Origin of the sequence: Streptomyces coacervatus (assembly GCF_029223485.1) — a bacterium.
In the GTDB taxonomy this organism is placed as follows: Bacteria; Actinomycetota; Actinomycetes; order Streptomycetales; family Streptomycetaceae; genus Streptomyces; species Streptomyces coacervatus.
Genome location: NZ_JARHTP010000017.1, coordinates 158,473 through 181,848, shown reverse-complemented (window position 1 = coordinate 181,848; position 23,376 = coordinate 158,473). Strand labels below are relative to the sequence as shown.

Below are 23,376 nucleotides of genomic sequence, written 5' to 3'. Positions count from 1 at the left end.
CAACCCAGTTCGGGAGGATCCCGTGAGGCAGGATCAGAATACCTTGCTTTCGAAGGGCAGGTGCGGCCTAGGCTGCATATGTTTTCATATCAGGCCCGTCACAATCGCAGAATCGAAGGTGTCGGTCTTGGTGGTGCTTTAGCAATCATAGGCAGCGCAGCTCGTCCACCTGCGAACATGCGGGGTGGAGGGCTTTTTGAGCGAGACGCCGAAACCCATCGCCACCGGGGGCTTGCCTCCGGAGGAGTGCCCCATGGGTGCAGGGTGGGCCGCGGTCATCACGCGAGCAGCCGCCGGCGGAGCAGCGCTGGCCGCATGGGCAACCGGTAGGACCAGGGTCCATAGGGCCCACCTGCAGACAGGCAAGGGTTACCGAGCCGATCAGCCGCTGACCTTGCAAGCGGGTCAAGTAGAGGTGGCTTCCTCCTCGTTGTCGCGGAGCACGACGTCCAGCACATCGGCAACCACGCGATGGGCTACTCCATCCACCGTCGCCATCAGCGATTCGAGAGAGCTGTCTGCGGGATCGTGGGCAGTAAGCGCCTCTTCTTCCCTCTGTCGGGCGTACTCACGAGCTTCACGAAGGCGGTCAATCACCTCGGATGCGCTGATTTGCTCCATATGTCACATCGTGGAGCGGCATTGACGAGGAACGCGGGAGACACACTCTTGTTGGCCACGGAAACGCCCCCCAGTCGGACGGGGCGGCGTCCTGGCCCCAGTGTCCAAGAACCGATCGGTTGTTGAACGCCGCGCCTGCGCGCGGCCGCCAACGCTCACATGTCCGGAGCCCAGGGCCGTCATTCGGTCCTTCGCCCCGTGGTCCGGCTGGTGGGCCGCTCGTGCCGCAGCCGGTACATGCGCTCACGGTGCCGGAGGACCTCCCGCAGCACGTCGCGCCGGTGCTCGGACTCCTGGGGCAGCACGGCGGGAAGGCTGGCAATGGCCGTGCACAGCACGGAGCACAGGAACACCCACCAGGGGGAGCCGAGGTACGCCGAGGCCCCGACAGCGCCGCCACCGAGCATCCCGATCGTCCGGACGGGGACACGTGCAGCGAGCCACCGGGTCCTCGACTGCCGGGACGCCGGGGGTGCGGTGCGGTGGTTGGCAGGTGACACGGGAGGCTCCAAGGCTGGTCGGGGGCCCGCCGGTTGGCGGGCTGCCGTGACCTTCGAGGAGCCGGGGGTTAGCCCCGCAACTCCGCCCGGCCCGGTCCGGCGTGATCCCCGTCACGTCGCCTGCGGCCCGGCGGGCGGGCGGCCGCCCGGCGCATGAGCACGGTGGGGTTGTCCTGCCAGGGCACCAGGTCGTCGAGGTAGCGGGCGAGCGCCTTGGAGCCGGGCACGTACCGGCACTGTGCCTCGATCACATGCCGGGGGGTGCCGATCCGCTGCAGGTGGCGGACGTGTCCGCGGCGCATGCTGTGCCCGCTGTAGCGGCGCAGCGAGCGCCGCAGCAGCCGCCGGGCACGGCGCCGCTCGGCGGCGAAGGCCTCCCGCTCCCCCTCCGCCAGGGCGGCGAGTTCGGCCGCTTCGGCGGCCGTCGACAGCAGCCGCCGCTCGTCGTCGTCCAGGGCGCGGGTCAGCCCGGCGGCCGCCGCGGTGTCGCGGACCAGGTTCCTGATCGTCCGGTCCCCGATGCCGCCCGCCCGCTCCGGATCCCGCGGCGGCCGGCCCGCCGTGGTGAGCCTGCCGTTCTTGACCCGCCGCAGCAGTGGGCCCCGCTCGACGCCGGCGGCCGCCAGCACCTCGCGCCAGGCCCGCCAGGCGGCCACCGGGCAGGTGTCGTCGTCCTGCGCGACGATCCGCACCACGTCCTTCAGCCGCCCGTGCGGGTTGGTCTTGGACCGGCGGACGGTGACCACCAGCGCGGGCAGCTGGAGCAGTTCGCCGGTGTGCTCGTCGGCGACCTCGGCCGTCTCCTCGACGACGTCCCGGATGTTGAGGGCGCCCGGCTCGCAGGAGCGTCCGGCCATGTACCAGTCGAGGGTGAGGGCGCAGGCGTCCCGCCGGCCGACGACGGTGGAGCGGTCGAGCGTGGCGAGCATCGCGGCCAGGTCCTCGCGGGTGCACTCGGTCGCCTGCAGCGCGTCCCCTGCGCCGTCCGGGTCGGCCGCCAGTTCCGCGGACCGGTGGTTGACGATCGCGGAGATGTAGGAGCGGTCCTCGGCATCCAGCGGGTGACCGCTGAGCGCGAGGCCGTGCGCGAGGGTGCCCGCGTAGGTCTCCAGGGTCTCCGGCTGGTGGCCCCGGTCGGCGAGGTGCGCGAGGTAGTCGGGCACGGTGCCCGGGTCGGTGGACACCCGCCCGTGCTCCCGGCACCAGGCGGTGAACAGCGCGGTGCGCGATTCGCGGCCACGCCGCGTGTTGAAGGGGGTGGCCAGCCGGACGCGGCGGGCCGCGGCCGCCGACAGGGTGCGGCCCGACGGGGTCGGCACCCGGCCGGGAACGGCCGGCACCGGCGGCCCGTCCGCGCCCGTCCCGGCGCCCGCGGGCACCTCGAACGCCGACGGCACGTCCTCATCCGCCCAGGTGGCGGCAGCGGGCGGCAGCGCGTCGAGCACGCGCGGCAGGTCCGCGCCCGCCTCCCAGGAGGGGTGTACCGCGGTCATGCCGTCCCCCGCCCGGTCAGTCGGCGCACCGGCCGCCGCAGGTCGGCCCACACCGCCCGCGCCTCGTGCCCGATGAGCATCGCCCACCTCTTTCCGTCTCAACAACTTCCGTGCGTGAACAGCAGGATGAAGATGAAGCCGACGCCGCACACGGCGGACACCAGCAGGGGGCCGAGCAGTTGTCTCCAGCCTTTGTGCTTCTTTACCGGCTCTACGACGTCCTGCAGGCATTCTTGCGGATACGCCGCATCGCCCAGGGCGGTGACCGAGTAGTCCTCCAACACCTCGACGGCATGCAGAAAGAGGCCGTCGGCCCGCCGTTTGATGATGCTCGCGGTGACGTGGTGGCGGTTCGCCATGTCCTGGTAGTCGATCAGGAGCCGTGCCTGCTTCCCGTTGCCGATGGGGGCGTTGGCGAACCGCAGCCATTTGATGTTCTCGGCCTCCAGCGCCCCGAGCGACCAGTCCGCCGGAAGGCGAGAACCCCTGTCTCCGTCCAGATCCAGCCGCGCGCGCACATGGAGGGCAGGCCCGCGGCCGCTGTTCCGGATCCGGACACGGAGGGTGTCGCCGGTGTACCGGATCCCGCGGGGGTACGTGATCCTTCCCCGACTTCTCTCTTCCCACTCGCCGACGGGCAGCAGCAGCGGGCGCCATTGGGCCCGCTGGTCGTCGGCGGTCTCCTGGGCGAGCTCGCGGGTGCGTGCGGCCAGGCGCCAGGTGAAGAACGCGAGGAGGCCAGTGGTGATGGCGACGGCTGCTTCCCAGCCGAATTCCCACGGATTGTGGGCCGCGGTCTCGATGAGCACGGTCACCGGCACTCGCCTCTCAGGCCGTCACGGAACGTGCCTGCACCTTACCTTACGTGTTTACCGACTCCAGGACAGTATTGGAAATCAGACCGCTTTACCCGACGCCCGAGCGGCGGGTGAGTCTCTGCTGCGCTCGTCGGCGCGCGGGAAACCCGGTACCTGGAGCAGGTCCACGCATTACGAGTTGTCCGATCTTGATCTGGGGGTGTCCATGGGCGCCCGTGAAGCAGGCTCCGTGCCTGGTGGTGCCCCGCCGAGTGGTGTAGCCATCCGGACCATGTGGCTCCGTTCAGCGCCATGGCGCACGCGCCGACCGGCCCGCCTCCCCGGTTCTCCACGCCGCTCACGGGCATCATCACCGCCATGCGGCGCCGAAACGACTGCACCGTCCCATTGAGCTGCGGAGCCGAGAACTCAGCATCCCTACACCACGTCGCGGGACGCGACCCCGTGCCTGGTCATGAGAGTTATCGGACGCCCATGGACGATGGCGGACTCCACTGGAACGAGCGGCAATCGAGACCACAACTGAGACCGTTGCAACCTCATCCAACTAAGCCTAGGAGCCATTTGGTCGAAGTTGGTTTGACGTGGTCGCAGCAGGACTTAGTTGGCCAGTCGGCAGCAGTGGGAGGCGGAGGCGCAATGCAGCTTCCACAATTGTGACGTCGCCACGGCCCGCAGGGCCTGAACGGCTACTCTCATACCATGCCCCCTCTGTCACATGGAGCGCGCTGGGCGCTCGCTCATCGCCTCATGGAGGAGCGTCGCCTCCGAGGCAGGGCTGAGGTGTTCAAGGGGCACCACAACACGAATTACGTATTGCGCGCCGGGCTGCTGTTGGCCCTCTTACTAGGTGTCAAGCCGTTCATACGGTTCAAGTACCGGGTGTCACAAGCCACGCTCGAGGTGGTCCCGCGCATCTGGCCGCGCGAGGCCGATGTGCTTGAGGTCGTCTGCCGATCCCTGCGTGAGGTTCCGCGCTGTTTCGCGGCATCGGGCGATCGTTCCCTACACGGTTACAGCAGAGGCAGACCCCTGAGCGAGCGAAATCCCGACGGCAGCATCGACAACATTCTGATGCGCGAATTTGCAGCGTTCTTCGTCCGGACCGCCATGGTGCCGGTGGAGGAGCTCCCGTCGCTGCCTGAGGACTGGCCTGTCGACGGCGACAGTAACGGATTTTTGCACTGGCTCATCGACTTCACCGAACAGTGCGTGCACCTGCGAAATCTGGACCGGTTCGGTTACCTGTTCGACGCAGTGGGCATTCCACGGGACGCGATGACGAGGTTCAAGGAAGACCACCGCAGCCTCACCTCACGCCCCTTCGTCCTCCTGCACACCGATGTCCACCGGGCCAACGTCATCGTCCGCCGAAAAAAGATCTCGGTGATCGACTGGGAACTGGCCCTATACGGCGATCCTCTGCACGAACTGGCGACGCACATAGTCCGGATGGGCTACGGCGAAGGGGAACGGCGGCAGATGATCACCCTCTGGGCTCAGGCCCTGGAGGAGGCCGGCCTCGGCATGCTCACTGCCGGCCTACACGAGGACCTCGCCATCTACCTGGCCTTCGAGTATGCGCAGTCGGCATTCACCGATGTCATGCGTGCTGCGCTCTCCCTCCCGGCCGATGCCGAGGAGCTGCACTTCCGGGTAGCCGGAAAGCGTGTGAACCGGGCTATGGAGCGGGCCCGTGAGCCCTTGAAGCTCGATGACGTACCGGTTCTGGAGAAACTCGTTCAGGCTCTGCGGGAGTGGCACAGCCTGTTCGGGCCTCCGACGCCGACGATCGCGCTTTAACCGTATGGCGGGACACTACGCTCCGGAACCAGCGGAAGACAGTCCGCTAGCGACGGTCACCGCAGCTGAGCCACGGCAGCATCCTGGCGCCATACCAAAATTACGAGTTGTCCGATCCTGGTCCGCGTGTGTCCGTGGACGTCCGCGAAACAGGCTCCGTCCCTGATCAAAGCTAGTTCACGGATCCAGCCGGACATCGGCGGACGATGGCAGATCTGGAAGCAACTGGGACCACGACTGAGACCGGCCGTCTCTAGGTAGCGGTGCTCTGAGCAACCGCCGCAACGAGCGTTAGAACTTCAGACAACAATAGAACTACAGCGACCCGATAGGAGATAGCCCTCCTCCGCAGCTCCCATGAATTTCGATTTTGAGCCTCCACCAATACGGCGACCAAACGAGCCTTCGCCCTCTCTGGAGGTGTGCGCCGCACCCAACTATCCATGATTTTTCGCGCCGACGGACCGTGATTCCATTGCCGCGTTGGAAGCATAACGAGAATGGCACACACCCCCAACATCAAGAGAATTCCAAGCAATGCCCAGGGGGCCCACCCGGGAAGTAGCTTTCCCTTAGCAGGGTCTGTATGAACCAACCCCAGTCCTGCAGAGAAGGAGGTGACAAGCGCCGCGACACTCAGAATTCCTGACGCCCGCGTCCTGATGCTCTCAAAAGCACTCGTCTGACTGGCGAGACGAGTCACAGCAGCGTCATAAGCCAGATCGATCAGAACATCGTTTTCAGCGTCGCCCGGTTTTCGCTCTATTGCCTCATGATACACAAGTGCCCTAAAAGCATAATTTTGAGAGGCGAAATCAGGCGCCCGATAAAGGCTGCGAAACCATCCCCCAACACCTAGATTATGACGATTGCCGGAACCGCCGTGACCCACGAGAATCGGGCTATCCAAATCAGGCGAATCGGCAGGCGGAATAGGAGGAATATTCTGCCAGTCCGGGTCGGTCATTCCTTACTCCTTGCACGCCGTCCTGCTAATGACTCTAGAATCCACCGCTCAAGGCAGCTACTTGGATTACTCCGCATCGGTACAGCGCCCTCGAAGGAGTCACGATGAAGAGGACGGCGTGCAGGCAGGCAGGGCTTAGTCCATCGACCGAGAGACCGCGGCTCGGGCTGGCGGGTTCACAATTACAGGCCTCCCGCCAACCCTCCCATCACGCATCAGGACGGGCAGCAACGTCCGCTGGCAGGAGTCGGCTGGTGAAGCCCTCGGCGGACAGTCGCTCGTAGGCGGCCACAACGGTGTCCGGCACGACCTGCTCGATGGCCAGACCCCACCCCGGGAAGACAAGCACTCGTTGCAGGGCGCCCACGATCATGTCGATCACCATTCGAGCGTCCCCGATGGAGTCTGCGTACTCCTCCAGACCCATCGGCGTGGACGCGCACACGACCCCTACGTCGGCCCAGAGCTTCCGCATCATGGCGTACGAGCGGCGCTCTTCGTACGGCTTGCTCACGAGCAGGACGGACGAGACCTTAACGTCGGCCTCTGCCAGCACCGCTTTCGAGAACTCGATGTTCTCGCCGGTGTTCGTGGCGCGCGGTTCCAGGAGTACGGCGGATTCGGGCACCCCTAGCTGCAACGCCCGCTCTCGGTAGTGGACAGCCTCACCGCGCGGCGTGCGCGCCCGGGTCGTGGGACTGGTGGCTCCCGTGAAGACGATGACCGGCGCCATGCCCCGGTGGTATAGCTCCGCGGTCACGTCAGCCACCCCGAGATCGTGACTGCCCAGACCGATGGCCACCGAACAGGGTCGTGGGTCGTGGTGCATGCGGTGGTAGTCCCACAGAAGCCGGGCATCCGCCCATGCCTGTGCCGAGATCATTCCTGCCCCTTTCTGTCGTGCGCTGAGTCCGGAACCTTGAAGTCGTACTCCCACGCGAAGCGGGAAGCCGAGTGGACGCCAACCGCGAACTCGACCACCGTGCCATCTGCCGTGTACGTCGTCCGGTGCAGCTCGACTACGGGCTCACCGAGGGGGAGCTGTAGAAGCTGCACCTCATCTGCCGTCGGGATGCGTGCGAACAGGGCCTCTCTCATGTGGTCGATCTCGTATCCGGCGTCGTAGAGGACCCGGTACCCGCCGCCGCGGCCGGCAGGGCCCGGGGTGGGGTCGACAATGCGCGTCCCCTCGACGTGCTCCGGCCTGTAGTAGCTGGTCAGGGTGTGAGTCGGCTGCGTCCCCTCCTTCACGAGGCGGGCGCGCGCGTATACCTCGGAGCCAGCTGGGACGCCGAGCCCCTCTGCCACAAGGCTGTCCGCCTGCACGCGGCTCACGGTCTGCGTCTGCTCGTTGCGCTTGTACGCGCGACCCGATGCGACGCGGTCAGCTATAAACGCGACTTCGTCGCCGTCGCGCCACTTCGCCTTGTCGTAACGGGCAATGCCGAGCCGCTTGAGCGGAGCGCGCAGACGCACCACGGTGCCGTGTCCGCGCGTCGACGTCACGAGGCCTTCAGCCTCCAAAGCCTTGTAGGCCTTGGAGACAGTCTCCTTTGCGCCTTCCCCTGCCTCGACTAGGTCTCTGATCTGGGGCAACTGGGCGCCCGGCGGATACGCGCCGCTCTTGATCTGCTCCGCGATCCTGTCCGCCAGGTCGCGCCACTTCGGTGCCACGCAGAACTCCTCTCGACGCGAACCAGTGAAGCACAGTCCTAGGACTGTTGACAGTCCTAGGACTGCGTGCCATCGTCTTCTCAGGCCGCTCGCAGTCCTAGGACAGCGGGCCGGACGGGGCCTTCTTTGGGCTGCCTTCAGGCCGTGCCGGTTCGGGATTGCTCGGCAGGAAGGCGGCTTCGGCCGCACGCCGCGAGCCCCGCGCTGGGTGTTCTTTGACATCGCGAATACGTGGGTTTCTGAGCCGTCTCCCCCGAAGTGACGGCCGCGCGGATGCAAGACCGCGCACCTGCGGGTCTTCAACCTTCTCCGCAGCTCAAGGGCTGCGGCCGGTTGCCTCCGCTGCTCGTCTCGTACGAGCAGCGCTGAGGGGAGCCGGAGACTCCGGCCCGGAAGGGCACGAGATGTTCCAGGCGGGCGACAAGGTGCTGATCGTTTCCTGTGCGGATGACCCGCGTGCCGCCGGCAAGACCGGCCGGATCGTCGACGAGGCCCCGCCGGGCCCGCTGACGGACGGCAAGTGGACCGTCAATGGCATCAGCCTGCTCATCGCCCCGGTGCTGTGCAGCACCGGGGAGCTACAGAAGCTCTGAACCACCCCTCGCGGTCGCACTCGCGGACCGCGCTGCCGCAGCACTGCGGCATCCCACCCACACGGCGCGCGCCCCCGGAGCAGCAACTCCGGGGGCGCTGTTCGGGCCGTCCCACCGACTAAGGAGTCACGACCCATGAAGATTGTCCCCCTCTACGACCCCCAGCATCAGCGCATCATCGACCGCAGGCAGATGGGACAGAACGGCGGTCCCTCGGCTGCCGAACTGGACGCCATCGAGCACGAGATGCCGCTCATCCTGGCGGAGGTCGAGGAGCTTGACGTACAGATCAGCCTGTTGGACCGGACGCCGACCGAGATGGACCAGCGGCGCTTGCGGCGAGCCCGCAACAAGGTGCTCGCCACCCGCCGGACCCTGACGAACCAGGCCGGCGCCGCCTCGCCGGGGGTGGCGTGATGGCGCGGGAGTTCACGGCGCAGATGTCCGTGCACAAGGGCCGGTGGCGCCTGTACGTGGTGCTGCTGAACACCACCGACCCGTGGCCCGAGTACGACTTCGGCCGTACCGCGCCGGTGCCGACGTTCACGGAACGCACGGAAGCGCTCAGCGCGCTGGGCTTCGAGCCGATCCCGGCGAGTGAATGGGACTGGATCGAGAGCAGCGACGACCCTGACGACCCCGCCTCACCGGTGAGCCTGATCGCCGCTGTGCAGGTGCGTTCACGGGCGGAGGGCGCGGCGTGAACGCTGTTCATATCCGTTCAGCAGAACGGGCGTTGTCGGTGGGCACGTGGCTGATCGTGTCCGGAGCGATGCTCTACTCCGTCCTCACGGTCACCCCGCTGATGGCCTCCCACACCGCCGACCGGTGGGACTGGACGGCGCCGATCCTGCCGCTGGTGGTGGATGCCGCGGTGGTCATCGTGGTCAAGCTCGATGACGTCCTGGCCCGGCTGGGCGGGCACGGCGGCAAGTGGCCGGTCGCGCTGCGGTGGATGACGGGGCTGATGACACTTGCCCTCAACACCGCCGACTCCGCGCTGAAGAACGACCTGGTGGGCATGGCTGTCCACGCGGTAGCGCCGCTGCTGCTGATCGTCACCGCGGAGACCGGACTCGCCTACCGGCGCGCCATCGCCACCGCCGTCAGCAAGCTGGAAACGGCACAGAAGGCCAACCGGGAGCAGGCCGAGCACAAGGCCCGCGAGCGGGCCGAGCAGGCCCGCCAACAGGCGCGGGAGGAGCGCGAGCACGCCGCCGCGTTGGCGCGTGAACAGCGCGAGCACGAAGCCCTGTTGGTCCGTGAACAGACCGAGCGGGAAGAGCGCCGGGCCCGGGAAGAGCGCGAGGCCCGGGAGCGGGTTGAGGCTGCCGCACGGGTCGAGCGTGAACGCCGTGAACACGAGCGTGAACAGCGTGAACACGACCGTGAACGCCTCGAACGGCAGGCCCGCGAGCGAGCCGAGAACGAGCGCCGCGCGGCTGCCGAGCGGGCCGAGCGTGAACAGCGTGAACGCCAGGAGCGCTTGACCCGTGAACGCGCCACGCTGCTTGAGCGCGGCCCGGCCGAGAGCAAGTTGCCGGAGGATGAGGCCCGCCGCATCGTGGCGGCCGCGTTCGATGCTGGGCTGTCGGTGCGGTCGGCTGCGGAGCTGTGCGGCTGGTCGGTGGGCTGGGTGTCCGCCCGCTACGCCGAACTCCGCGACCCCGGCACGGGCGGCGCTGAGCTGGCCATCGCGGGCAACTGATGGCCAGCATCCCCGTCTACCCGTGGCAACTGGCCCCGGAGGGTCTGGCCACACTCCGGCAGCTCCGGGCGCACGACCTGCGCCCCGGCGGACAGGACGTCGCCGCACAGGTCGAACGCCCGCGGCGGCGCCGCGGCCCGCTGGTCGCCTACCTGTACGAGATCGACAAGGCCAAGTCCGTCCGGCCGATGACGCCGGCGAAATGGGCGGCGCTGGCCAAGGCCAATGCCGCGCGGCGCAGGTGCCCCGAGTGCGGCCGGGATGCCGGATACGTCATCCCCACGTCGCTCGGCATGTGTGTGACCTGCGCCTTTCCCGAGGAACAGCGCGCTGCCTGAAGTCCCCCGATCCGGCAGGCCCGGCCAACCACCTTCCACAGCTTCGGCCGGGCCCTACTCCCCTGAAGGAGTGCTCACAGCATGACCGACACCACCACCGAACCGGTAGCCCACCCGGCTACCACCGCACCGCCGCCCGAACCTCCCTCCCCGCCCAGCGAGCAGGCCCAAGCCCCCACCGTTGGGCGGGAGTTGGCGCACACGCCGGGTGGTATCCCGGTGCTGCCGCTGACTCTGGCCGGCACCAACGGCGCCGTCGGCGCGGTCAGCACCGCCGCCCTGGTCGGCGGCGGGCCGGTCGCGCTCGCCGTGGCCGCGGGCGGCGCCGCCGTCGCAGGTGCCACGGCCGCCGTCCGCGCCCACCGCCGCAACCGCACCACCACCGCCAACGGCGGCCGGTCTACCAGCGCCAACCGGCAGGGCGGCACCAATCGCCGCAGCACCCGAACCCCCTCGTCCGGCTCCCGCGGGAGCTCCGGCCTGCTCTCCGGCGGGCGCGGACGCAGCACCAAGAACACCAAGGGCGCCAAGACCCGAACCGGGGCGGGGTCGTTGGGGCTGCGGTCCGGCGGCGGTAGCGCGGGGCGTTCCGGTGGGCGTCACGGCGCCCCTGGCACGTCACGCGCCGGCACGGGCGGTCGCGGTGCGGGCCGTCTCGGACAGGTCCGGGCCCTGCGCAGCAACAACCGGGCGCAGACGCCGACGCGCTCGTCGGCCCGGCAGCAGACCACCGCGGCCCGCCGCGCGGTCGCCGACGCCCGACGAGATGCCCGTGCCGCCACCCGCGCCAACAAGACGGCTGCCGGGTCGCGGGGGCTGCTGAAACGTGCGGGGAGTTGGGCGGCGGGCAAGGCCGCTGCAGGCTCCCGCGCGCTGGTCAACAAGGCCCGCGCCGCCCGCGACCGCGCCACCGGTGCACAGGTCACGGCGAAGCGCGAACGGGTGCGTAAGGCGCCCGCCCGCCGCAAGGCCCGCTTCGGCCTGCTCAAGTCGGCGGCCCGCTTCCAGGGACGGCGCCTGCTCGCCGCGCTCGCCGGCACCGCCGCCGGCGTGCTGGGATGCCTGACCACCCCGCTCGGCAAAAAGCTCGGCTGGTCCTGGCTAGTCCACCCCGGCCGGCGCCTCTACCAGCGCCTCCTGCTGTCCGCCCGCGAGAAGCGTGCCGCGCGCGACGAGCAGATCCGCGCCACCCGCACCGCCGAGGAGGCCGCCGCGGACGCGGCAGCCGCCGGCGACACAGACGTGATCGGGGACCGTGTCGAGCGTCCCGCCCACCTCATCCCCACCGCACCCGCAGCCTCGGAGGTCATCCACGTGTCCGGTTTCAAGTTCGAAGAGGCCGCCGCCGAGATGGAAAGCGCCGCCCGCCAGTACGAGCCCGACGGGAACATGGAAGTCCTCGCGATGATCGACAACCTGCCCACCGCCATGCAGTCGATCGCCAACACCTTCCGCATCCTGGCCGAACGCTCCGATGAGGAATTCGCCTTCGAGAAGGACGTCGCCGCCGCGTTCGACGACATCCACCGCACCCTCCTCAACGCCGTCGACGACGCCGACACCCTCGTCCCGCTCTTCCGCAACGTCCACGAACACGACATCGCCCGCCACGAGGACCCCCGCAACGGCACCGAGGCTGAGAAGGGCTGGAACGTCTGACCATGGCCACCACCACCGAGGTCACCATGACCAAGAACAACAGCAAGCCCAGTACCCAGCCCGAGGTTCAGGGTGGCCCGGTGTGGGACTGGGCGGCCGGTCACGGACCCGTGACCGGCGCCCTGTCCGCCACCACCGGCATGTTCGCCGTCGCCACCACCGGCGCCGCAACCGCCATGCCCCCGGGCTGGGCACTCGCCGTCGGCGCCGCCGGCGCCATCGGCCACACCGCCGCCGGCATCCGGCTCCGCAACGCGGGCCGCACCATCGCCGCCCGCGCCGCCTCCTGGCTGGTAGGGGCGGGCTGGACGACCTGGGCCATGACGCACGGACCGCTCACCTGGACCGCGCTCGGCTCCCTCGCCGCCATCGGCGTCGGCATGGGCACCGCCACCCGGTCGACAAACCTGTACGAGGAGGCCCGCGAAGAGGAGGCCATCGCCGCCGAACAGCGGGCGGTGGCCGCGGAGTTGTCTGCCGAACGGCGCACGATCGCCGCCGAATGGGTCGACCGCATCCAGCGTGTCTGCGGCATCACCGTGCGCGTGCTCGCGGTCGAGCAGTGGCCCACCGGCACCGGGTTCACCCTCGATGCGGAGCTGCCGGGTGGGACGACGTACGACCAGATCGCCGCGCGGGCCGCGGCCCTGTCGGCGGACGCGCATCTACCGCACGGCTGCACCGCCGTCGCCGGCCCGGGTGTCCACCAGGGCCGGACCCTGATCGACGTCTCCACCGTCAACGCCCTGGAGACCGAGACCCCCTACCCCACCGACTACGCGCCGTTGTCCCTGCTCACCGGGATCCCGTGGGGCTACCGCTCGAACGCGGAGCAGATCCTCACCTACCTGCGCGAGCAGTGCGCGCTGGTCGTCGGCCCCACCGGGTCGGGCAAGACGAACATGGTTCACGTCATCCTCGCCGGGTTCGCCCGCGCCACCGACGTGCTCACCTTCGTCATCGACCTCAACGCCGGCTCCGCCGGCCTGTCCTGGGTCCTGCCCGCCCTGCAGCACCAGCCCGCCCCCGGCGAGCGCCCCCTCAGGCCCGGTATCGACTGGCTCGCCGGCACCGTCGAGGAGGCGCACACGATGCTGGATGCGGTGCTGCGGATCGGGCACCAGCGCAAGATCTCGTATCAGGCGTTGATGGCGCGGGAGGACACCGACCTGTTGCCGATCGGCCCGTCGATCCCGCAGATCATGCTGGTCATCGACGAGGGCGCGGAGATCCTCACCAGCATGGACAAGGCCATGAAGAAGCTCGCCGCGAAGATCCTGGAAGTCATCCGGATGCTCCGCGCCATGGGCGTCCGCACCGTGCTGACCGCGCTGGGGTCGACCGGCAGCGTGCTGGGGAACCTGATGATCCGGCGGGAGGCGAAGGTTCGCGTCGCGCTCACCGGCGGCGAGAAGGAAGGCATGGACCTGAGCAAGCTGTTCCCCGGCACTCGCGGCCTGAAGGTCGACCAAGCCCCGTACAAGGGGGCGGGGTTCATGGGAACACCGGAATCCGCGGCCGCGCTGTTCAAGTGCTGGCGGATCCTTCCCAGCCAGATCCGCGAGATCGTCGCCGCCACCTCCGAGCGCCATCCGGTCCTGGATGCCGTGTCCGCCACGGCCGCCGGCGACGCGTACGCGCGCCGGTGGGATGCCGACCGCATCGCGTGGATGCACCAGCCCCAACCCGCCGCGCCCGTAAGCGAGTTGGACGAGGGTGGGGAGGGGCGGCGCGGGCTGAACCTGTCCGCGCTCCGTGACGAGCGCGAGGACGGGCCCGAGCCGGAGCAGGGTCCCGTATCCGAGGTCGACCGGCTGGCCGATGCGTTCATGCGCGAGATCGACGAACACTTCGGCACCGCGCCCGAACCCACCCGCCGCCCCGAGCGTGAACGGCCGGAGCGTCCGGGGCTGAACCTGTCCGCGCTCCGCGACAACGACGGCGACGACTCGCCGGCGCCGCAGGGCGGGGCGGGGCCTGAGTGGCTGGCGGACGCAATCGCCGCGATCGCCGATGCCGGCAGCGCGGGCATGAAGCCGTCCGCCGTCGCCGACCACGTCGGGCGCAGCCGGCAGGCGGTGCGCGAGGCGCTCAAGGCGGCGGCCGAGCGGGGCGAGCTGGTCTACCGGGACAACGGACCGCACTCGGTCTACGTCCACCCCGACCACGCCTGAACGCTCACACACGGCTACCGACTACTGGCTACCGGAAACTTGCCACTAGCCACTAGAACACCCCGCTACCGCCCACCAGTGGCCACCAGCAGGCCTTTTCGGCTTGCCACTAGCCACTAGCCGGTAGCCACTACAACCACACACCGTCACCATCAGGCGCCCGCCGGAATCCCTCCGCGCGGGCGCCCACACGTTCCTCAACCTGCCGGAAGGGAGCACCACATGGACCACCGCGAACCGCCCGGACACCTCGCCCCGCACATCCCCGCCGACCTCTACCGCCGCGCCGAAGCCACCGGGCAGCCGGTCGTCTTCGTCATCCAGGACAACACCGCCGCCGCCTTCCCGTGGCGGCGCCTCCTGCTCCCCTTCGCCATCGCCGGAGCCGCCGCCCTCGGCACCTGGGGAGTCGTCGCCGCCCTGTGCTGGCTCATGGACGTCGCCTCGCACACCGCAACCGTCATAGCCGGCGCTGCTGGGCCGGTCGGCGCCGGCGGCATCACGATCAAGCTCTTCTCAAAGAAGTAACTACGCCAAGGGCGGCCCCCCACTCTCGCCAAAGAAGCGGGGCCGCCCTTGTCCAACCAGTCACCCATCAAGGAACTGGAGACATCCAGCATGACCCATAACGCCCGCTCCGCGCTGCTCTCCGCGGCGCTGGAAGCTGCACAACGCGGCTGGCCCGTCATCCTGCTGCACCCCCGCGACAAGCGGCCCGTCGGCCACGCGGAGAAGTACTGCCCCCACAACGGACGCTGCATCGAGGGACACAAGACCCCCGAACAGCGCGCCACCACCGACGCCGCGCTCCTCACCGCTGCATGGGCCCAACGGCCCTACAACGTCGGCGTCGCCACCGGCCCCTCCGGGCTGCTGGTGGTCGACCTGGACACGCTCAAGCCTGAAGAGCTGAAGGGAGCGCCTGACGGCGCAACTTCCTTTGCGGCGCTCTGCGAGCGCGCCGAACAGACCGTGCCCGCCACTTACCGGGTGCGGACCGCGCGCGGTGGAGAGCACCTGTACTTCACCCAGCCCCCCGGCGCCCGACTGCACAACACCGCTGGACGCCTCGCCAAGAAGATCGACACCCGTGGATGGGGTGGGTACGTGGTCGCCGCGGGCAGCATCACCCCGGACGGCGTCTACGAGATCCTCGACGACCGGCCCCCGGCCGTGCTGCCCGAGTGGCTCCACGAGTTGCTCAAGCCTCGCCCGCGGCCCGCGCACGGCAGCACGGTAGCCGTGACGACGCGCGCGAGCGGGTACGCCGCGGCGGCGCTGCGGGGCGAGGTGGACAACGTGGCCACGGCCGCGGACGGCACCCGTAACGCCACCCTGCTGCGGGCCGCACGGGCTCTGGGTCGGCTGATCGTGTCCGGCGACCTCGACCAGTCGGAGGTTGAGGAGGCTCTTAGTAGGGCGGCATCGGGCAACGCGACACAGTCCCAGCGCTACTACGACGACGTCATCACGCGTGGTCTGGACTGGTCGATCGCCCACAACACCCCTGGTGGGAGGGCGGCATGACCAGCCCCCCGCCTACTAAGAGCCTCCCCGGCCACGGCGGAGCGGTGGCCGCTCCGCAGCTTGTGGACACGGCGGCCGTAGGCGGGCCGAAGGTCGCCGCCCGAAAGGGCGTCCCTTCTGCTCTTCGCCCTGACCAGTTCCGCAGCGACCAGGCCCGCCACAGCACCCTCGACCCAACGTCGGAGCAGCCCGGTATCCGCATCTACGCCCCACCGGTCTACCGGCACCACTACGACGGCGCTCGCTGGTCGACTCGCCCCGGCGACACTCCCAACGCCGCTTACGCCTGCTCCTGCGGGCACAGGGGCACCGCCACCGGAGCGCCGAAGGTGGCCGCTCTGGCAGCCGAGTACGCCGCCCACCAATCCGCCTGCACGGGAGCTCCCGCAGCACTGCCCGAAAGGAGGGCCGCCGCATGACCGACACCATCGACGGGGCCGCTCTGCTGGACGAGGTGGAAGCCTTCCACCGCCGCTTCAACGTCTTCCCCACCGAACACGCCTACACCGCCGTCGCCCTGTGGGACGCGCACGCGCACCTGATGGACGCCCTCGACGGCACCGCCCGCATCGCCTTCCTCAGCCCCGAACCAGGATCGGGGAAGTCCCGAGCCCTGGAGATCATCGAGACCCTCACGCCGCGCGCGGCGACCACCGTCAACGCCTCCGCCAACGCCCTGTTCCGGCTCGTCTCCGCAGACGAGGGCACCCCCACGCTCCTCTTCGACGAGATCGACACCGTGTTCGGGCCCAAGGCCGGCGGGAACGAGGAAGTCCGCGGGTTCCTCAACTCCGGCTACCGGCGCGGCGCCAAGTCACTGCGCTGCGTCGGGGAAGGATCGGACCAGAAGGCAGGGTTCTTCCCGTCGTTCTGCGCGGTCGCCATGGCCGGACTCGGCTCCCTGCCGACCACCATCCTGACCCGCTCGGTCATCATCCGCATGCGCAAGAAGGCACCCAACGAGAAGTGCGAGCCCTACCGCCGGCGCATCCACGAAAGGCAGGGACACGCCCTGCGGGACCGGCTCGCAGAATGGACGGCCACCCTGCACGACCAGGTCGCCGAAGCCTGGCCGGAGATGCCCGAAGGCGTCACCGACCGGCCGGCCGACGTATGGGAGCCCCTGCTCGCGGTCGCAGACGCGGCCGGCGGGCACTGGCCTGAACGGGCCCGCGCGGCTTGCCTGGCGCTCATCAAGGCCGCATCCGAGGGCGATCAGGCATCCCTCGGGGTCCGCCTGCTGACCGACCTGCGCGACAAGGTGTTCTGCGGAGTAGACCGGATGCCCACCGCGGCCATCCTGGAAGTCCTCCTCAACCTGGACGACGCCCCGTGGGCCGACATGAGCGAGGACGGACAAGGCATCAAGCCCCTCACCGCACGCGCCCTGTCCAAGCTCCTCAGCCAGTACGTGCGCCCCGACAACAGCCCCATCAAGCCCCGCGGCATCCGGGTGGGCGCGGCGACCCCCAAGGGCTACTACGCGGAAGACCTCCAAGACGCCTGGAACCGCTACTGCCCCCCGGACCCCCAGAAGTCCGCAACATCCGCCACATCCGCAACATCGCAGGTCAGCGGGGATGAATCTGTGGCGGAAGACCCTTCCGCGAGCCGCCACATGTTCGCGGAAACCGACACACGCCCACTCCGCATCGCCGGCTGACGAGCCGCAACCCCCAGGTACCGCCGCGCGCCCTGTGTGGCGGCACCTATCCGCAACAGAAACGGCATCCGCCACAGATTCAGGCCGCTGACCAGCAATGTTGCGGTGTGGCGGATGTTGCGGATTCCCCAGAAGGCAGAGAGGAGTCACGAAGGTGCCGAAGGAGAGTGGACTTCCCCTGAGCTATTCGGCGGCGGAGGTAGCGGCGTCACTGGGGTGCTCGGAGTGGTGGGTGAAGGAGCAAGTTCGCCGACGGCGCATCCCTTTCCTGAGGAGCGGTGGCGGGTACCGCTTTACGAGCGATCACGTTCAAGAGATCTTCCACATTCTTGAAGAGCGGCCCAACCCGGCAAACGCCATCGAGAGCGAAGCCATACCCCGGCGCCGCACTACAGCGCAGCCGGTACGGCCGGTAGCGAGTCTCCGTGCGCGCCGTCCGCGTCGCGCACGGAATGCCGCCTGACAGAACAGCCGATCACGAGGGGTGGAGGCCTGCCATGGCCTCCACCCCTCGCTTTGTCGCGAGAGGTAACTATGGGCTACGGCGAGAAGCGCGCCGATTACTACCGAGGCCGGTACTGGATTGCACCAGGCGTGCTCCGCACCGTGGTGGACGCCAACGGAGCCACGATCCGATTTGCTACCAAGCGCGAGGCCGCGAAGGCAGCGAACGACGCGGAGGCCAAGGTCAGAGAGGTCGGCTATCGCGATCCGAACGCCGGTAAGGAAACCTTCGGCGAGTATGTGAACCGCTGGTACGCGGCACAGGAGTTGGCCGCATCCACCATGCAGAACTACAAGCGGCACATAGAGGAGCACCTCCTCCCCGCTTTCGAGGACAAGGCCATCGCCGACATCCAGCCCACTGACGTCGGCGCCTGGGAGAAGAAGGAGCGGAAGCCCTACGCCGCGTCCAGCGTGAAGACCTGGCACGGCACACTGCACCTCATCCTCGCCGACGCTGTGGATGAAGGACTTCGCGATTCCAACCCGGCAACCAAGCGGCGCGGTCGAGGAAAGCGTGCCGGACGCTCTCGGAACCGCGGCCCCGAGAAGGTGGTGACCGACGCTCTTGGGATCCTGCTGACAGCCGAGCGTAGTTCGCTGTTGTCTGGCCGTGACGACGAATTCGTAGCTGTGGTCCTGAAGGGCTACACCGGCATGCGATGGGGCGAAATCGTCGGCCTGGAGCGCAAGTTCGTCCGCCCCGCATCGGTGCGAGTGGAGTGGCAGCTTTACGAACTCGACTCGGGGGAGTTCGAGCGCTGCCCGCCCAAGGACGACTCCTACCGGACCATCGACACTCCGAAGTGGCTGTCTGGCCTGATCGCAAGTCATATCGCCCGGACCGAGTCGGCGCCCTGCCCGTGCCACGAGCACGCCTACGTGTTCCGTGGCCACGGTCCCGCCAACGGCGCTGCCCGGCACGTCGGCGCAAAGCTGGCCGACGTCGCCCGCCGCGCCGAGGTCTCTGCGGCAACGGTCTCGAACGTGTTGAACCGTCCGGACATGGTTGCGGAGCGAACGCGGATCAAGGTGGAGACAGCCATTGCGGAACTTGGCTACGTCCGTGCGGGCCAGACGGGCGAGACGGCCGCGCACTGGCGCCGTACCGGTTTCGCGACCTGGCTGTTCCATCCGGCCACGACGGGGTGGTACCCGAAGAAGGCCCCACAGGAGGCACGCCCTGTACCCGTGATGGCGCACCCCTGGCCAGGAGTGCCGGCGCGGGGCCGGAATGCCTCCGGTCGTGCCGACGCATGCTGGCTGCCGATCGCACGGGGTCTCACTCCGCACGGGCTCAGGCACTCCCATAAGACAGTCATGGAGGAGCTCGGGACCCCGCCCAAACTCATGGATGAACGGATGGGGCACGAGGACGGCTCGGTGCAAGCTCGCTATTCGCACATCACAGCGCGGATGAGGAACCGGCTCATGGACGAACTGACCGAGCAGTGGGAGGAGGCGTTGGCGGCACGGTCTGCCATGCACCCGCGGTCACCGGTGCACGCCCTCGATGCGCTGCTGAGAGCGAATCGGGAGTGACGTCGGGTAGTCGATTCCCTTGATCCACTCCCCAGGGACTCTGTGGAACGAGTTAGGGCCGGTTGCCCGTGAGGGGAAACCGGCCTTGACCTGGTGTTTCGGCTGTCAGGGCGGCGGGATTTGAACCCACGACCTTAGCCGACCTGGCCTTCCCTATTCTGCTGAGCTGCTGCCCTTCGCGCGTCAAGCAGCGCTTGGTCTACGACCCGAAGAGATGCCTGCGCTGTGAGTTCTGGGGAGTCGTCCCCGACAACCGTGACTGTGGCGTGGTACGTGTAGCGTCCGGCCTTGGAAGCAGTGACGGGGACCTGCGCTACGAGGGCGAGACGTCCGGGCAGCATCCCAGAGTTCTTGACTTCGTTTACAGGCGTCGCCTGCTCGACGAAGAAGACCACCTCCCCCGAATCGTTCTTCACCATGATGCGAACGTTCGCAGTTCGGCCAGCCTTGAGAGTCGCGCCTTCATCATCGTCATCGATGATCATGATGAGAGGCGCGTTGACCTGGCCAGGGAACTGCTCAACCGTGAACGCCTGAGGGCTGAACCCAATTAGAGCAAGCTGGCCGCGAGCATCGAACGTTGCTGCTTCGGCGAAGCCCATGAACGTGACTTGGAGACTCACAGCGCTGATACCACCAGTTCTTCGCTTGACTGGCCTGCTTCGCGTAGCTCTCCGTAGAGGTTCTGCAAGCCAGTGTGGATGTGAGGACGCAAGACGGAGGTGGGCGCGCGCAGCGTCGGCGACACAGGCAGGCAGCGAATCTTCGCGAGCATCTCCAATGTCTCGGTGGGTTCTCCAGCATTGGGACGCTCTTCGAGCTTGCTCCACTCGACAGACAGGAACACCAGCCGACGTGCCGGGTCGATCTCAGTGACCCGGCCAGGGCCAACTAGCCCACTCTCCGGCTCGAACACCTCAACCGGCATGTTCACCGCGATCGGACCTCGGACGTCCTCGAAGCCCGCACGCGTACCGTTGCCGCGAACGCGCACATTTGGGTCGATCTCGATCCGAGTAATCACCTGGGCCTCTTCTCGGGCTCGTCGTCGAATGCTTCGATGAACCTGTTCACGTCTTCGAGAGTAGGCTCTGCGGAGCCGAAGTCGACAGAGTAGTGTTCGGGCACTTCGTCGCCCCCATCCTTCCGGAACGCAAACTTCCGCTCCAGGAGCTTCTCTGCCTGGGTGCACTGCCAGTACGTCTTGTTGCTTTTCGGGTTCATGCCTTGAAGTTCGGACGCGGCCAGGAGTCTGGCCTTGAGTTCCTCCTGCGTCTCGTCGGGGCGCGGTGCGTCAGCGAACACCGACAGGCAGTAGTGGCCTGTGTCGCGATGGTCGATGGCGATGCGCTTGAGGCACCGCTCCGGGTCCATCGGCTTGAAGCGGAGGACCAGGGCGTCTGGTGGGACCTCCGCCTCTGAAGACATGTGCGCAGTGTATTGCTAACCATGCGCTTAGTTGCCGTTCGATCCAATCTTGGTCAGATGCGTTCAAGATCGGCAAATCTAGGAAGCCAGACGGTCGACCCTCCTTCTCTCGGGGGCGTCGCTGGTGGCTGAAACTCCGAGGACGGCTCGGTACAAGCCTGCTACTCGCACATCGCGGCGCGGATGAGGAACCGGCTCATGGACGAACTGACCGAGCAGTGGAAGGAGGCGTTGGCGGCACGGTCTGACATGCACCCGCGGTCACCGGTGCACGCCCTCGATGCGCTGCTGAGAGCGAATCGAGAGTGTGACGTTGGGGAGTGGATTTCCTTGATCCACTCCCCAATCACTCCCCAGGGACCCCGTGGAACGAGTCAGGGCCGGTTTCCCGTGAAGGGGAACCGGCCCTGACCTGGTGTTTCGGCTGTCGGGGTGGCGGGATTTGAACCCACGACCTCTTCGTCCCGAACGAAGCGCGCTGCCAAGCTGCGCTACACCCCGATGTCGTCGCATGTCCTGCTTGTCGCGGCGACGTCGTTTACTTTAGCCCACCGGTGGCTGTAGACGAAATCCGGTTTTCGCGCGGTGATGGGGGCGGTGGCGGACGGGGTTGGGGCGGGCGTGGTCGACGGCGATCATGACGACGGCGAGGGCGTAGAAGGCGAGGCCGAGGAGGAGGGCGTTGCCGAGGACGTTCTTGTAGCTGTGCAGGTCGGCGTCCAGGAACGGGTAGAGATAGCGGCCCGGCGTGCCGGGGAGGATCAGCTCGCCCCGGACGAGGGAGAACACCAGGTAGGCCAGGGGGTAGAGCAGCCACGTCGGCGCCTGGCGGAGGTGGAGGCGGCAGGGGGTCGTCAGGATCAGCCAGTCCAGCAGTGCGGCGACGGGGACAGCCGTATGGAGGAGCTGGTTGCTGATCCACTGCCAGCCTGTCGGGGGTGTTGTGCCGCCCGTCATGGAGAACGGGGTCGAGGCGCCCGCCAGGAGCAGGTGGTACACCAGCCCGGTGATCGTGATGTAGAGCAGCGTCGCGCCCGTCAGGGCGGAGGGGAGCGGGTGGCGGGCCGTCCAGGCGCGGCGGGCCCCGAGGGCGAAGACCAGGGCCAGCAGGATGCTGCTCTGGATGGTGAAGTAGCTCAGGACGCGGACCGGGCTGCCGAGCAGCAGGTCGATCGTCACGCCTGCCACTGCCGCCAGGGCGACCAGGAGGCGGTAGGCGGCGGTGAGGGGGCGGTGTATGGGAGCCAGTACCGCGGAGGCGGGGACGGGGGAGGGCAGCAGTCCGGGCATGCCCGGCACTGTGGGCACTGTGGGGACTGCGGGGAGGTCCGGGATGTCCCTGGGTATCGGGGCAGTCATACCCCCAAGCTAGGCAAAGGGGGTATATGGGGCGAGGTGAGTGAGGCGACCGGGTTACGTCCTGGGCACCAGCGTCAGCAGCGTCGCCTCCGGCGGGCACGCGAACCGTACCGGCGTGTAGCGGTTCGTTCCGCAACCGGCCGACACGTGGAGGTATGACGTGCGGCCTTCCGCCGTATGCCTCGACAGGCCCTTCACCCGCTCCGGGTCCAGGTCGCAGTTGGTGATCAGGGCGCCGTAGAAGGGGATGCAGAGCTGGCCGCCGTGGGTGTGGCCGGCCAGGATCAGGGGGTAGTCGTCCGCCGTGAAGGAGTCCAGCACTCGCAGGTACGGGGCGTGTACGACGCCCATCGAGAAGTCCGCGGTGACGGACGGGCCGCCGGACACCTGGGGGTAGCGGTCGCGCTTGATGTGCGGGTCGTCCAGGCCCGTCAGCTCCAGGGTGACGCCCTCGATCTTCAGGCTGCCGCGCGTGTTCGTCAGATTCAGCCAGCCCGCCGCGTCGAAACCGTCCCGCAGGTCCTCCCACGGGTTGTGGATCGCGCCCACCACCGGAGGGTTGCCGTTCAGGCCGTGGCGGCCCTGGGCCTTCTCCAGCAGGTAGCGGGCGGGGTTGCGGAGCCTCGGGCCGTAGTAGTCGTTCGAACCGAAGACGTACGCGCCCGGGAACTCCATCAGGGGGCCGAGGGCGTCCAGCACCTCCGGGACGCCCTCCGGGTCGGACAGGTTGTCGCCCGTGTTGATCACGAAGTCGGGACGCAGTCCGGCCAGCGAGCGCAGCCAGCGCTGCTTCTTGCGCTGCCCGCCGACCATGTGGATGTCGGAGACCTGGAGGACCCGCAGGGGACGCATTCCGGCAGGCAGGACGGGGACCGTCACCCGTCGCAGGCGGAAGGAGCGGACCTCGAAACCCGCCGCGTACACCACACCGGCGGCACCGGCCGCCGCGATCCCCAGAGGTACTCCGTATCGAGCGCGCATACGTCCATCGTGTCAGACCCGGAG

25 protein-coding genes and 1 tRNA gene are annotated in these 23,376 nt (G+C 68.2%); 13 read left to right on the top strand and 13 right to left on the bottom strand.

The window, feature by feature from the left end:
- Positions 1-405: 405 nt before the first annotated feature.
- From P2Q00_RS35520 to P2Q00_RS35505, 4 genes are all read right to left on the bottom strand, one after another.
- A complete protein-coding gene (locus P2Q00_RS35520) occupies positions 406-621 on the bottom strand; it encodes a hypothetical protein (RefSeq protein ID WP_275777976.1) in 216 nt (71 codons plus the stop codon).
- 179 nt (positions 622-800) lie between these two features.
- On the bottom strand, positions 801-1,121 hold the full coding sequence (locus P2Q00_RS35515) for a hypothetical protein (protein WP_275777974.1): 321 nt from the start codon (positions 1,119-1,121) through the stop codon (positions 801-803).
- A 68-nt stretch (positions 1,122-1,189) separates the two neighbouring features.
- Positions 1,190-2,614, bottom strand: coding sequence for a site-specific integrase (locus tag P2Q00_RS35510; RefSeq protein ID WP_275777973.1), 1,425 nt, complete (start codon positions 2,612-2,614; stop codon positions 1,190-1,192).
- 98 nt (positions 2,615-2,712) lie between these two features.
- Positions 2,713-3,429, bottom strand: a complete 717-nt coding sequence (locus P2Q00_RS35505) for a hypothetical protein (protein ID WP_275777971.1) — start codon at positions 3,427-3,429, stop codon at positions 2,713-2,715.
- A 753-nt stretch (positions 3,430-4,182) separates the two neighbouring features.
- On the opposite strand from P2Q00_RS35505, the gene P2Q00_RS35500 reads away from it, so the two are divergent.
- On the top strand, positions 4,183-5,235 hold the full coding sequence (locus P2Q00_RS35500; RefSeq protein WP_275777970.1) for a phosphotransferase family protein: 1,053 nt from the start codon (positions 4,183-4,185) through the stop codon (positions 5,233-5,235).
- Between the two features lie 253 nt (positions 5,236-5,488).
- Here the strand turns inward: P2Q00_RS35500 and P2Q00_RS35495 are convergent, their stop codons facing one another.
- The 3 genes from P2Q00_RS35495 to P2Q00_RS35485 all read right to left on the bottom strand — a co-directional run bounded on the left by P2Q00_RS35495 (position 5,489) and on the right by P2Q00_RS35485 (position 7,876).
- Positions 5,489-6,202: a hypothetical protein gene (locus P2Q00_RS35495; RefSeq protein WP_275777968.1), complete on the bottom strand. Its 714-nt coding sequence runs from the start codon at positions 6,200-6,202 to the stop codon at positions 5,489-5,491.
- A gap of 208 nt (positions 6,203-6,410) precedes the next feature.
- Positions 6,411-7,085: a YdcF family protein gene (locus tag P2Q00_RS35490; protein WP_275777966.1), complete on the bottom strand. Its 675-nt coding sequence runs from the start codon at positions 7,083-7,085 to the stop codon at positions 6,411-6,413.
- Complete coding sequence (locus P2Q00_RS35485; protein ID WP_275777964.1) at positions 7,082-7,876, bottom strand: GntR family transcriptional regulator; 795 nt, start codon at positions 7,874-7,876, stop codon at positions 7,082-7,084. Before P2Q00_RS35485 ends, P2Q00_RS35490 begins: the two co-directional genes overlap by 4 nt.
- A 404-nt stretch (positions 7,877-8,280) precedes the next feature.
- On the opposite strand from P2Q00_RS35485, the gene P2Q00_RS35480 reads away from it, so the two are divergent.
- The 12 genes from P2Q00_RS35480 (at position 8,281) to P2Q00_RS35425 (ending at position 19,584) form a co-directional block, all read left to right on the top strand.
- Positions 8,281-8,469 (top strand): hypothetical protein, encoded by a 189-nt coding sequence (locus tag P2Q00_RS35480; protein ID WP_275777962.1) that lies wholly within the window; start codon positions 8,281-8,283, stop codon positions 8,467-8,469.
- Between the two features lie 192 nt (positions 8,470-8,661).
- Complete coding sequence (locus P2Q00_RS35475; RefSeq protein WP_275778138.1) at positions 8,662-8,886, top strand: DUF6284 family protein; 225 nt, start codon at positions 8,662-8,664, stop codon at positions 8,884-8,886.
- Positions 8,886-9,173: a DUF6303 family protein gene (locus P2Q00_RS35470; protein WP_275777960.1), complete on the top strand. Its 288-nt coding sequence runs from the start codon at positions 8,886-8,888 to the stop codon at positions 9,171-9,173. The genes P2Q00_RS35475 and P2Q00_RS35470 overlap by 1 nt, the downstream gene beginning before the upstream one ends.
- A complete protein-coding gene (locus P2Q00_RS35465; RefSeq protein WP_275777958.1) occupies positions 9,170-10,177 on the top strand; it encodes a DUF2637 domain-containing protein in 1,008 nt (335 codons plus the stop codon). The genes P2Q00_RS35470 and P2Q00_RS35465 overlap by 4 nt, the downstream gene beginning before the upstream one ends.
- Positions 10,177-10,515: an RRQRL motif-containing zinc-binding protein gene (locus P2Q00_RS35460; protein ID WP_275777957.1), complete on the top strand. Its 339-nt coding sequence runs from the start codon at positions 10,177-10,179 to the stop codon at positions 10,513-10,515. The genes P2Q00_RS35465 and P2Q00_RS35460 overlap by 1 nt, the downstream gene beginning before the upstream one ends.
- 81 nt (positions 10,516-10,596) lie before the next feature.
- Positions 10,597-12,174 carry a hypothetical protein gene (locus P2Q00_RS35455; RefSeq protein WP_275777955.1) on the top strand — a complete coding sequence of 526 codons (1,578 nt, stop codon included), beginning with the start codon at positions 10,597-10,599 and terminating at the stop codon, positions 12,172-12,174.
- A 2-nt stretch (positions 12,175-12,176) separates the two neighbouring features.
- Positions 12,177-14,348, top strand: a complete 2,172-nt coding sequence (locus P2Q00_RS35450) for an ATP-binding protein (protein ID WP_425579559.1) — start codon at positions 12,177-12,179, stop codon at positions 14,346-14,348.
- A gap of 222 nt (positions 14,349-14,570) precedes the next feature.
- Positions 14,571-14,876: a hypothetical protein gene (locus P2Q00_RS35445; protein ID WP_275777953.1), complete on the top strand. Its 306-nt coding sequence runs from the start codon at positions 14,571-14,573 to the stop codon at positions 14,874-14,876.
- A 90-nt stretch (positions 14,877-14,966) separates the two neighbouring features.
- Complete coding sequence (locus P2Q00_RS35440; protein WP_275777951.1) at positions 14,967-15,875, top strand: bifunctional DNA primase/polymerase; 909 nt, start codon at positions 14,967-14,969, stop codon at positions 15,873-15,875.
- Positions 15,872-16,294 carry a hypothetical protein gene (locus tag P2Q00_RS35435; RefSeq protein WP_275777950.1) on the top strand — a complete coding sequence of 141 codons (423 nt, stop codon included), beginning with the start codon at positions 15,872-15,874 and terminating at the stop codon, positions 16,292-16,294. Before P2Q00_RS35440 ends, P2Q00_RS35435 begins: the two co-directional genes overlap by 4 nt.
- Entirely contained in the window at positions 16,291-17,538 is a 1,248-nt protein-coding gene (locus P2Q00_RS35430) for a DUF3631 domain-containing protein (protein WP_275777948.1), read from the top strand. Before P2Q00_RS35435 ends, P2Q00_RS35430 begins: the two co-directional genes overlap by 4 nt.
- Positions 17,539-18,072: 534 nt before the next feature.
- Complete coding sequence (locus P2Q00_RS35425) at positions 18,073-19,584, top strand: LacI family DNA-binding transcriptional regulator (protein ID WP_275777946.1); 1,512 nt, start codon at positions 18,073-18,075, stop codon at positions 19,582-19,584.
- A gap of 134 nt (positions 19,585-19,718) precedes the next feature.
- Here the strand turns inward: P2Q00_RS35425 and P2Q00_RS35420 are convergent, their stop codons facing one another.
- From P2Q00_RS35420 to P2Q00_RS35390, 6 genes are all read right to left on the bottom strand, one after another.
- A complete protein-coding gene (locus P2Q00_RS35420; RefSeq protein WP_275777944.1) occupies positions 19,719-20,186 on the bottom strand; it encodes a hypothetical protein in 468 nt (155 codons plus the stop codon).
- A 17-nt stretch (positions 20,187-20,203) separates the two neighbouring features.
- Positions 20,204-20,608, bottom strand: coding sequence for a hypothetical protein (locus P2Q00_RS35415; RefSeq protein ID WP_275777942.1), 405 nt, complete (start codon positions 20,606-20,608; stop codon positions 20,204-20,206).
- Entirely contained in the window at positions 20,605-21,012 is a 408-nt protein-coding gene (locus P2Q00_RS35410; RefSeq protein ID WP_275777941.1) for a hypothetical protein, read from the bottom strand. Before P2Q00_RS35410 ends, P2Q00_RS35415 begins: the two co-directional genes overlap by 4 nt.
- A 427-nt stretch (positions 21,013-21,439) precedes the next feature.
- Positions 21,440-21,513, bottom strand: a tRNA-Pro gene (locus P2Q00_RS35400).
- A 42-nt stretch (positions 21,514-21,555) separates the two neighbouring features.
- The gene (locus P2Q00_RS35395; RefSeq protein ID WP_275777940.1) at positions 21,556-22,371 is read right to left on the bottom strand and encodes a Pr6Pr family membrane protein; all 816 of its coding nucleotides are present in this window, start codon (positions 22,369-22,371) and stop codon (positions 21,556-21,558) included.
- Between the two features lie 54 nt (positions 22,372-22,425).
- On the bottom strand, positions 22,426-23,352 hold the full coding sequence (locus P2Q00_RS35390; protein ID WP_275777938.1) for a metallophosphoesterase: 927 nt from the start codon (positions 23,350-23,352) through the stop codon (positions 22,426-22,428).
- Positions 23,353-23,376 lie beyond the last annotated feature (24 nt).

Coding starts and splice junctions, on each gene's coding strand:
- P2Q00_RS35420 (WP_275777944.1), bottom strand. CDS start 20,186: ATGGGCTTCGCCGAAGCAGCAACGTTCGATGCTCGCGGCCAGCTTGCT.
- P2Q00_RS35410 (WP_275777941.1), bottom strand. CDS start 21,012: ATGTCTTCAGAGGCGGAGGTCCCACCAGACGCCCTGGTCCTCCGCTTC.
- P2Q00_RS35510 (WP_275777973.1), bottom strand. CDS start 2,614: ATGACCGCGGTACACCCCTCCTGGGAGGCGGGCGCGGACCTGCCGCGC.
- P2Q00_RS35520 (WP_275777976.1), bottom strand. CDS start 621: ATGGAGCAAATCAGCGCATCCGAGGTGATTGACCGCCTTCGTGAAGCT.
- P2Q00_RS35495 (WP_275777968.1), bottom strand. CDS start 6,202: ATGACCGACCCGGACTGGCAGAATATTCCTCCTATTCCGCCTGCCGAT.
- P2Q00_RS35390 (WP_275777938.1), bottom strand. CDS start 23,352: ATGCGCGCTCGATACGGAGTACCTCTGGGGATCGCGGCGGCCGGTGCC.
- P2Q00_RS35460 (WP_275777957.1), top strand. CDS start 10,177: ATGGCCAGCATCCCCGTCTACCCGTGGCAACTGGCCCCGGAGGGTCTG.
- P2Q00_RS35395 (WP_275777940.1), bottom strand. CDS start 22,371: ATGACTGCCCCGATACCCAGGGACATCCCGGACCTCCCCGCAGTCCCC.
- P2Q00_RS35430 (WP_275777948.1), top strand. CDS start 16,291: ATGACCGACACCATCGACGGGGCCGCTCTGCTGGACGAGGTGGAAGCC.
- P2Q00_RS35450 (WP_425579559.1), top strand. CDS start 12,177: ATGGCCACCACCACCGAGGTCACCATGACCAAGAACAACAGCAAGCCC.
- P2Q00_RS35490 (WP_275777966.1), bottom strand. CDS start 7,085: ATGATCTCGGCACAGGCATGGGCGGATGCCCGGCTTCTGTGGGACTAC.
- P2Q00_RS35470 (WP_275777960.1), top strand. CDS start 8,886: ATGGCGCGGGAGTTCACGGCGCAGATGTCCGTGCACAAGGGCCGGTGG.
- P2Q00_RS35475 (WP_275778138.1), top strand. CDS start 8,662: ATGGGACAGAACGGCGGTCCCTCGGCTGCCGAACTGGACGCCATCGAG.
- P2Q00_RS35500 (WP_275777970.1), top strand. CDS start 4,183: ATGGAGGAGCGTCGCCTCCGAGGCAGGGCTGAGGTGTTCAAGGGGCAC.
- P2Q00_RS35480 (WP_275777962.1), top strand. CDS start 8,281: ATGTTCCAGGCGGGCGACAAGGTGCTGATCGTTTCCTGTGCGGATGAC.
- P2Q00_RS35455 (WP_275777955.1), top strand. CDS start 10,597: ATGACCGACACCACCACCGAACCGGTAGCCCACCCGGCTACCACCGCA.
- P2Q00_RS35435 (WP_275777950.1), top strand. CDS start 15,872: ATGACCAGCCCCCCGCCTACTAAGAGCCTCCCCGGCCACGGCGGAGCG.
- P2Q00_RS35445 (WP_275777953.1), top strand. CDS start 14,571: ATGGACCACCGCGAACCGCCCGGACACCTCGCCCCGCACATCCCCGCC.
- P2Q00_RS35440 (WP_275777951.1), top strand. CDS start 14,967: ATGACCCATAACGCCCGCTCCGCGCTGCTCTCCGCGGCGCTGGAAGCT.
- P2Q00_RS35425 (WP_275777946.1), top strand. CDS start 18,073: ATGGGCTACGGCGAGAAGCGCGCCGATTACTACCGAGGCCGGTACTGG.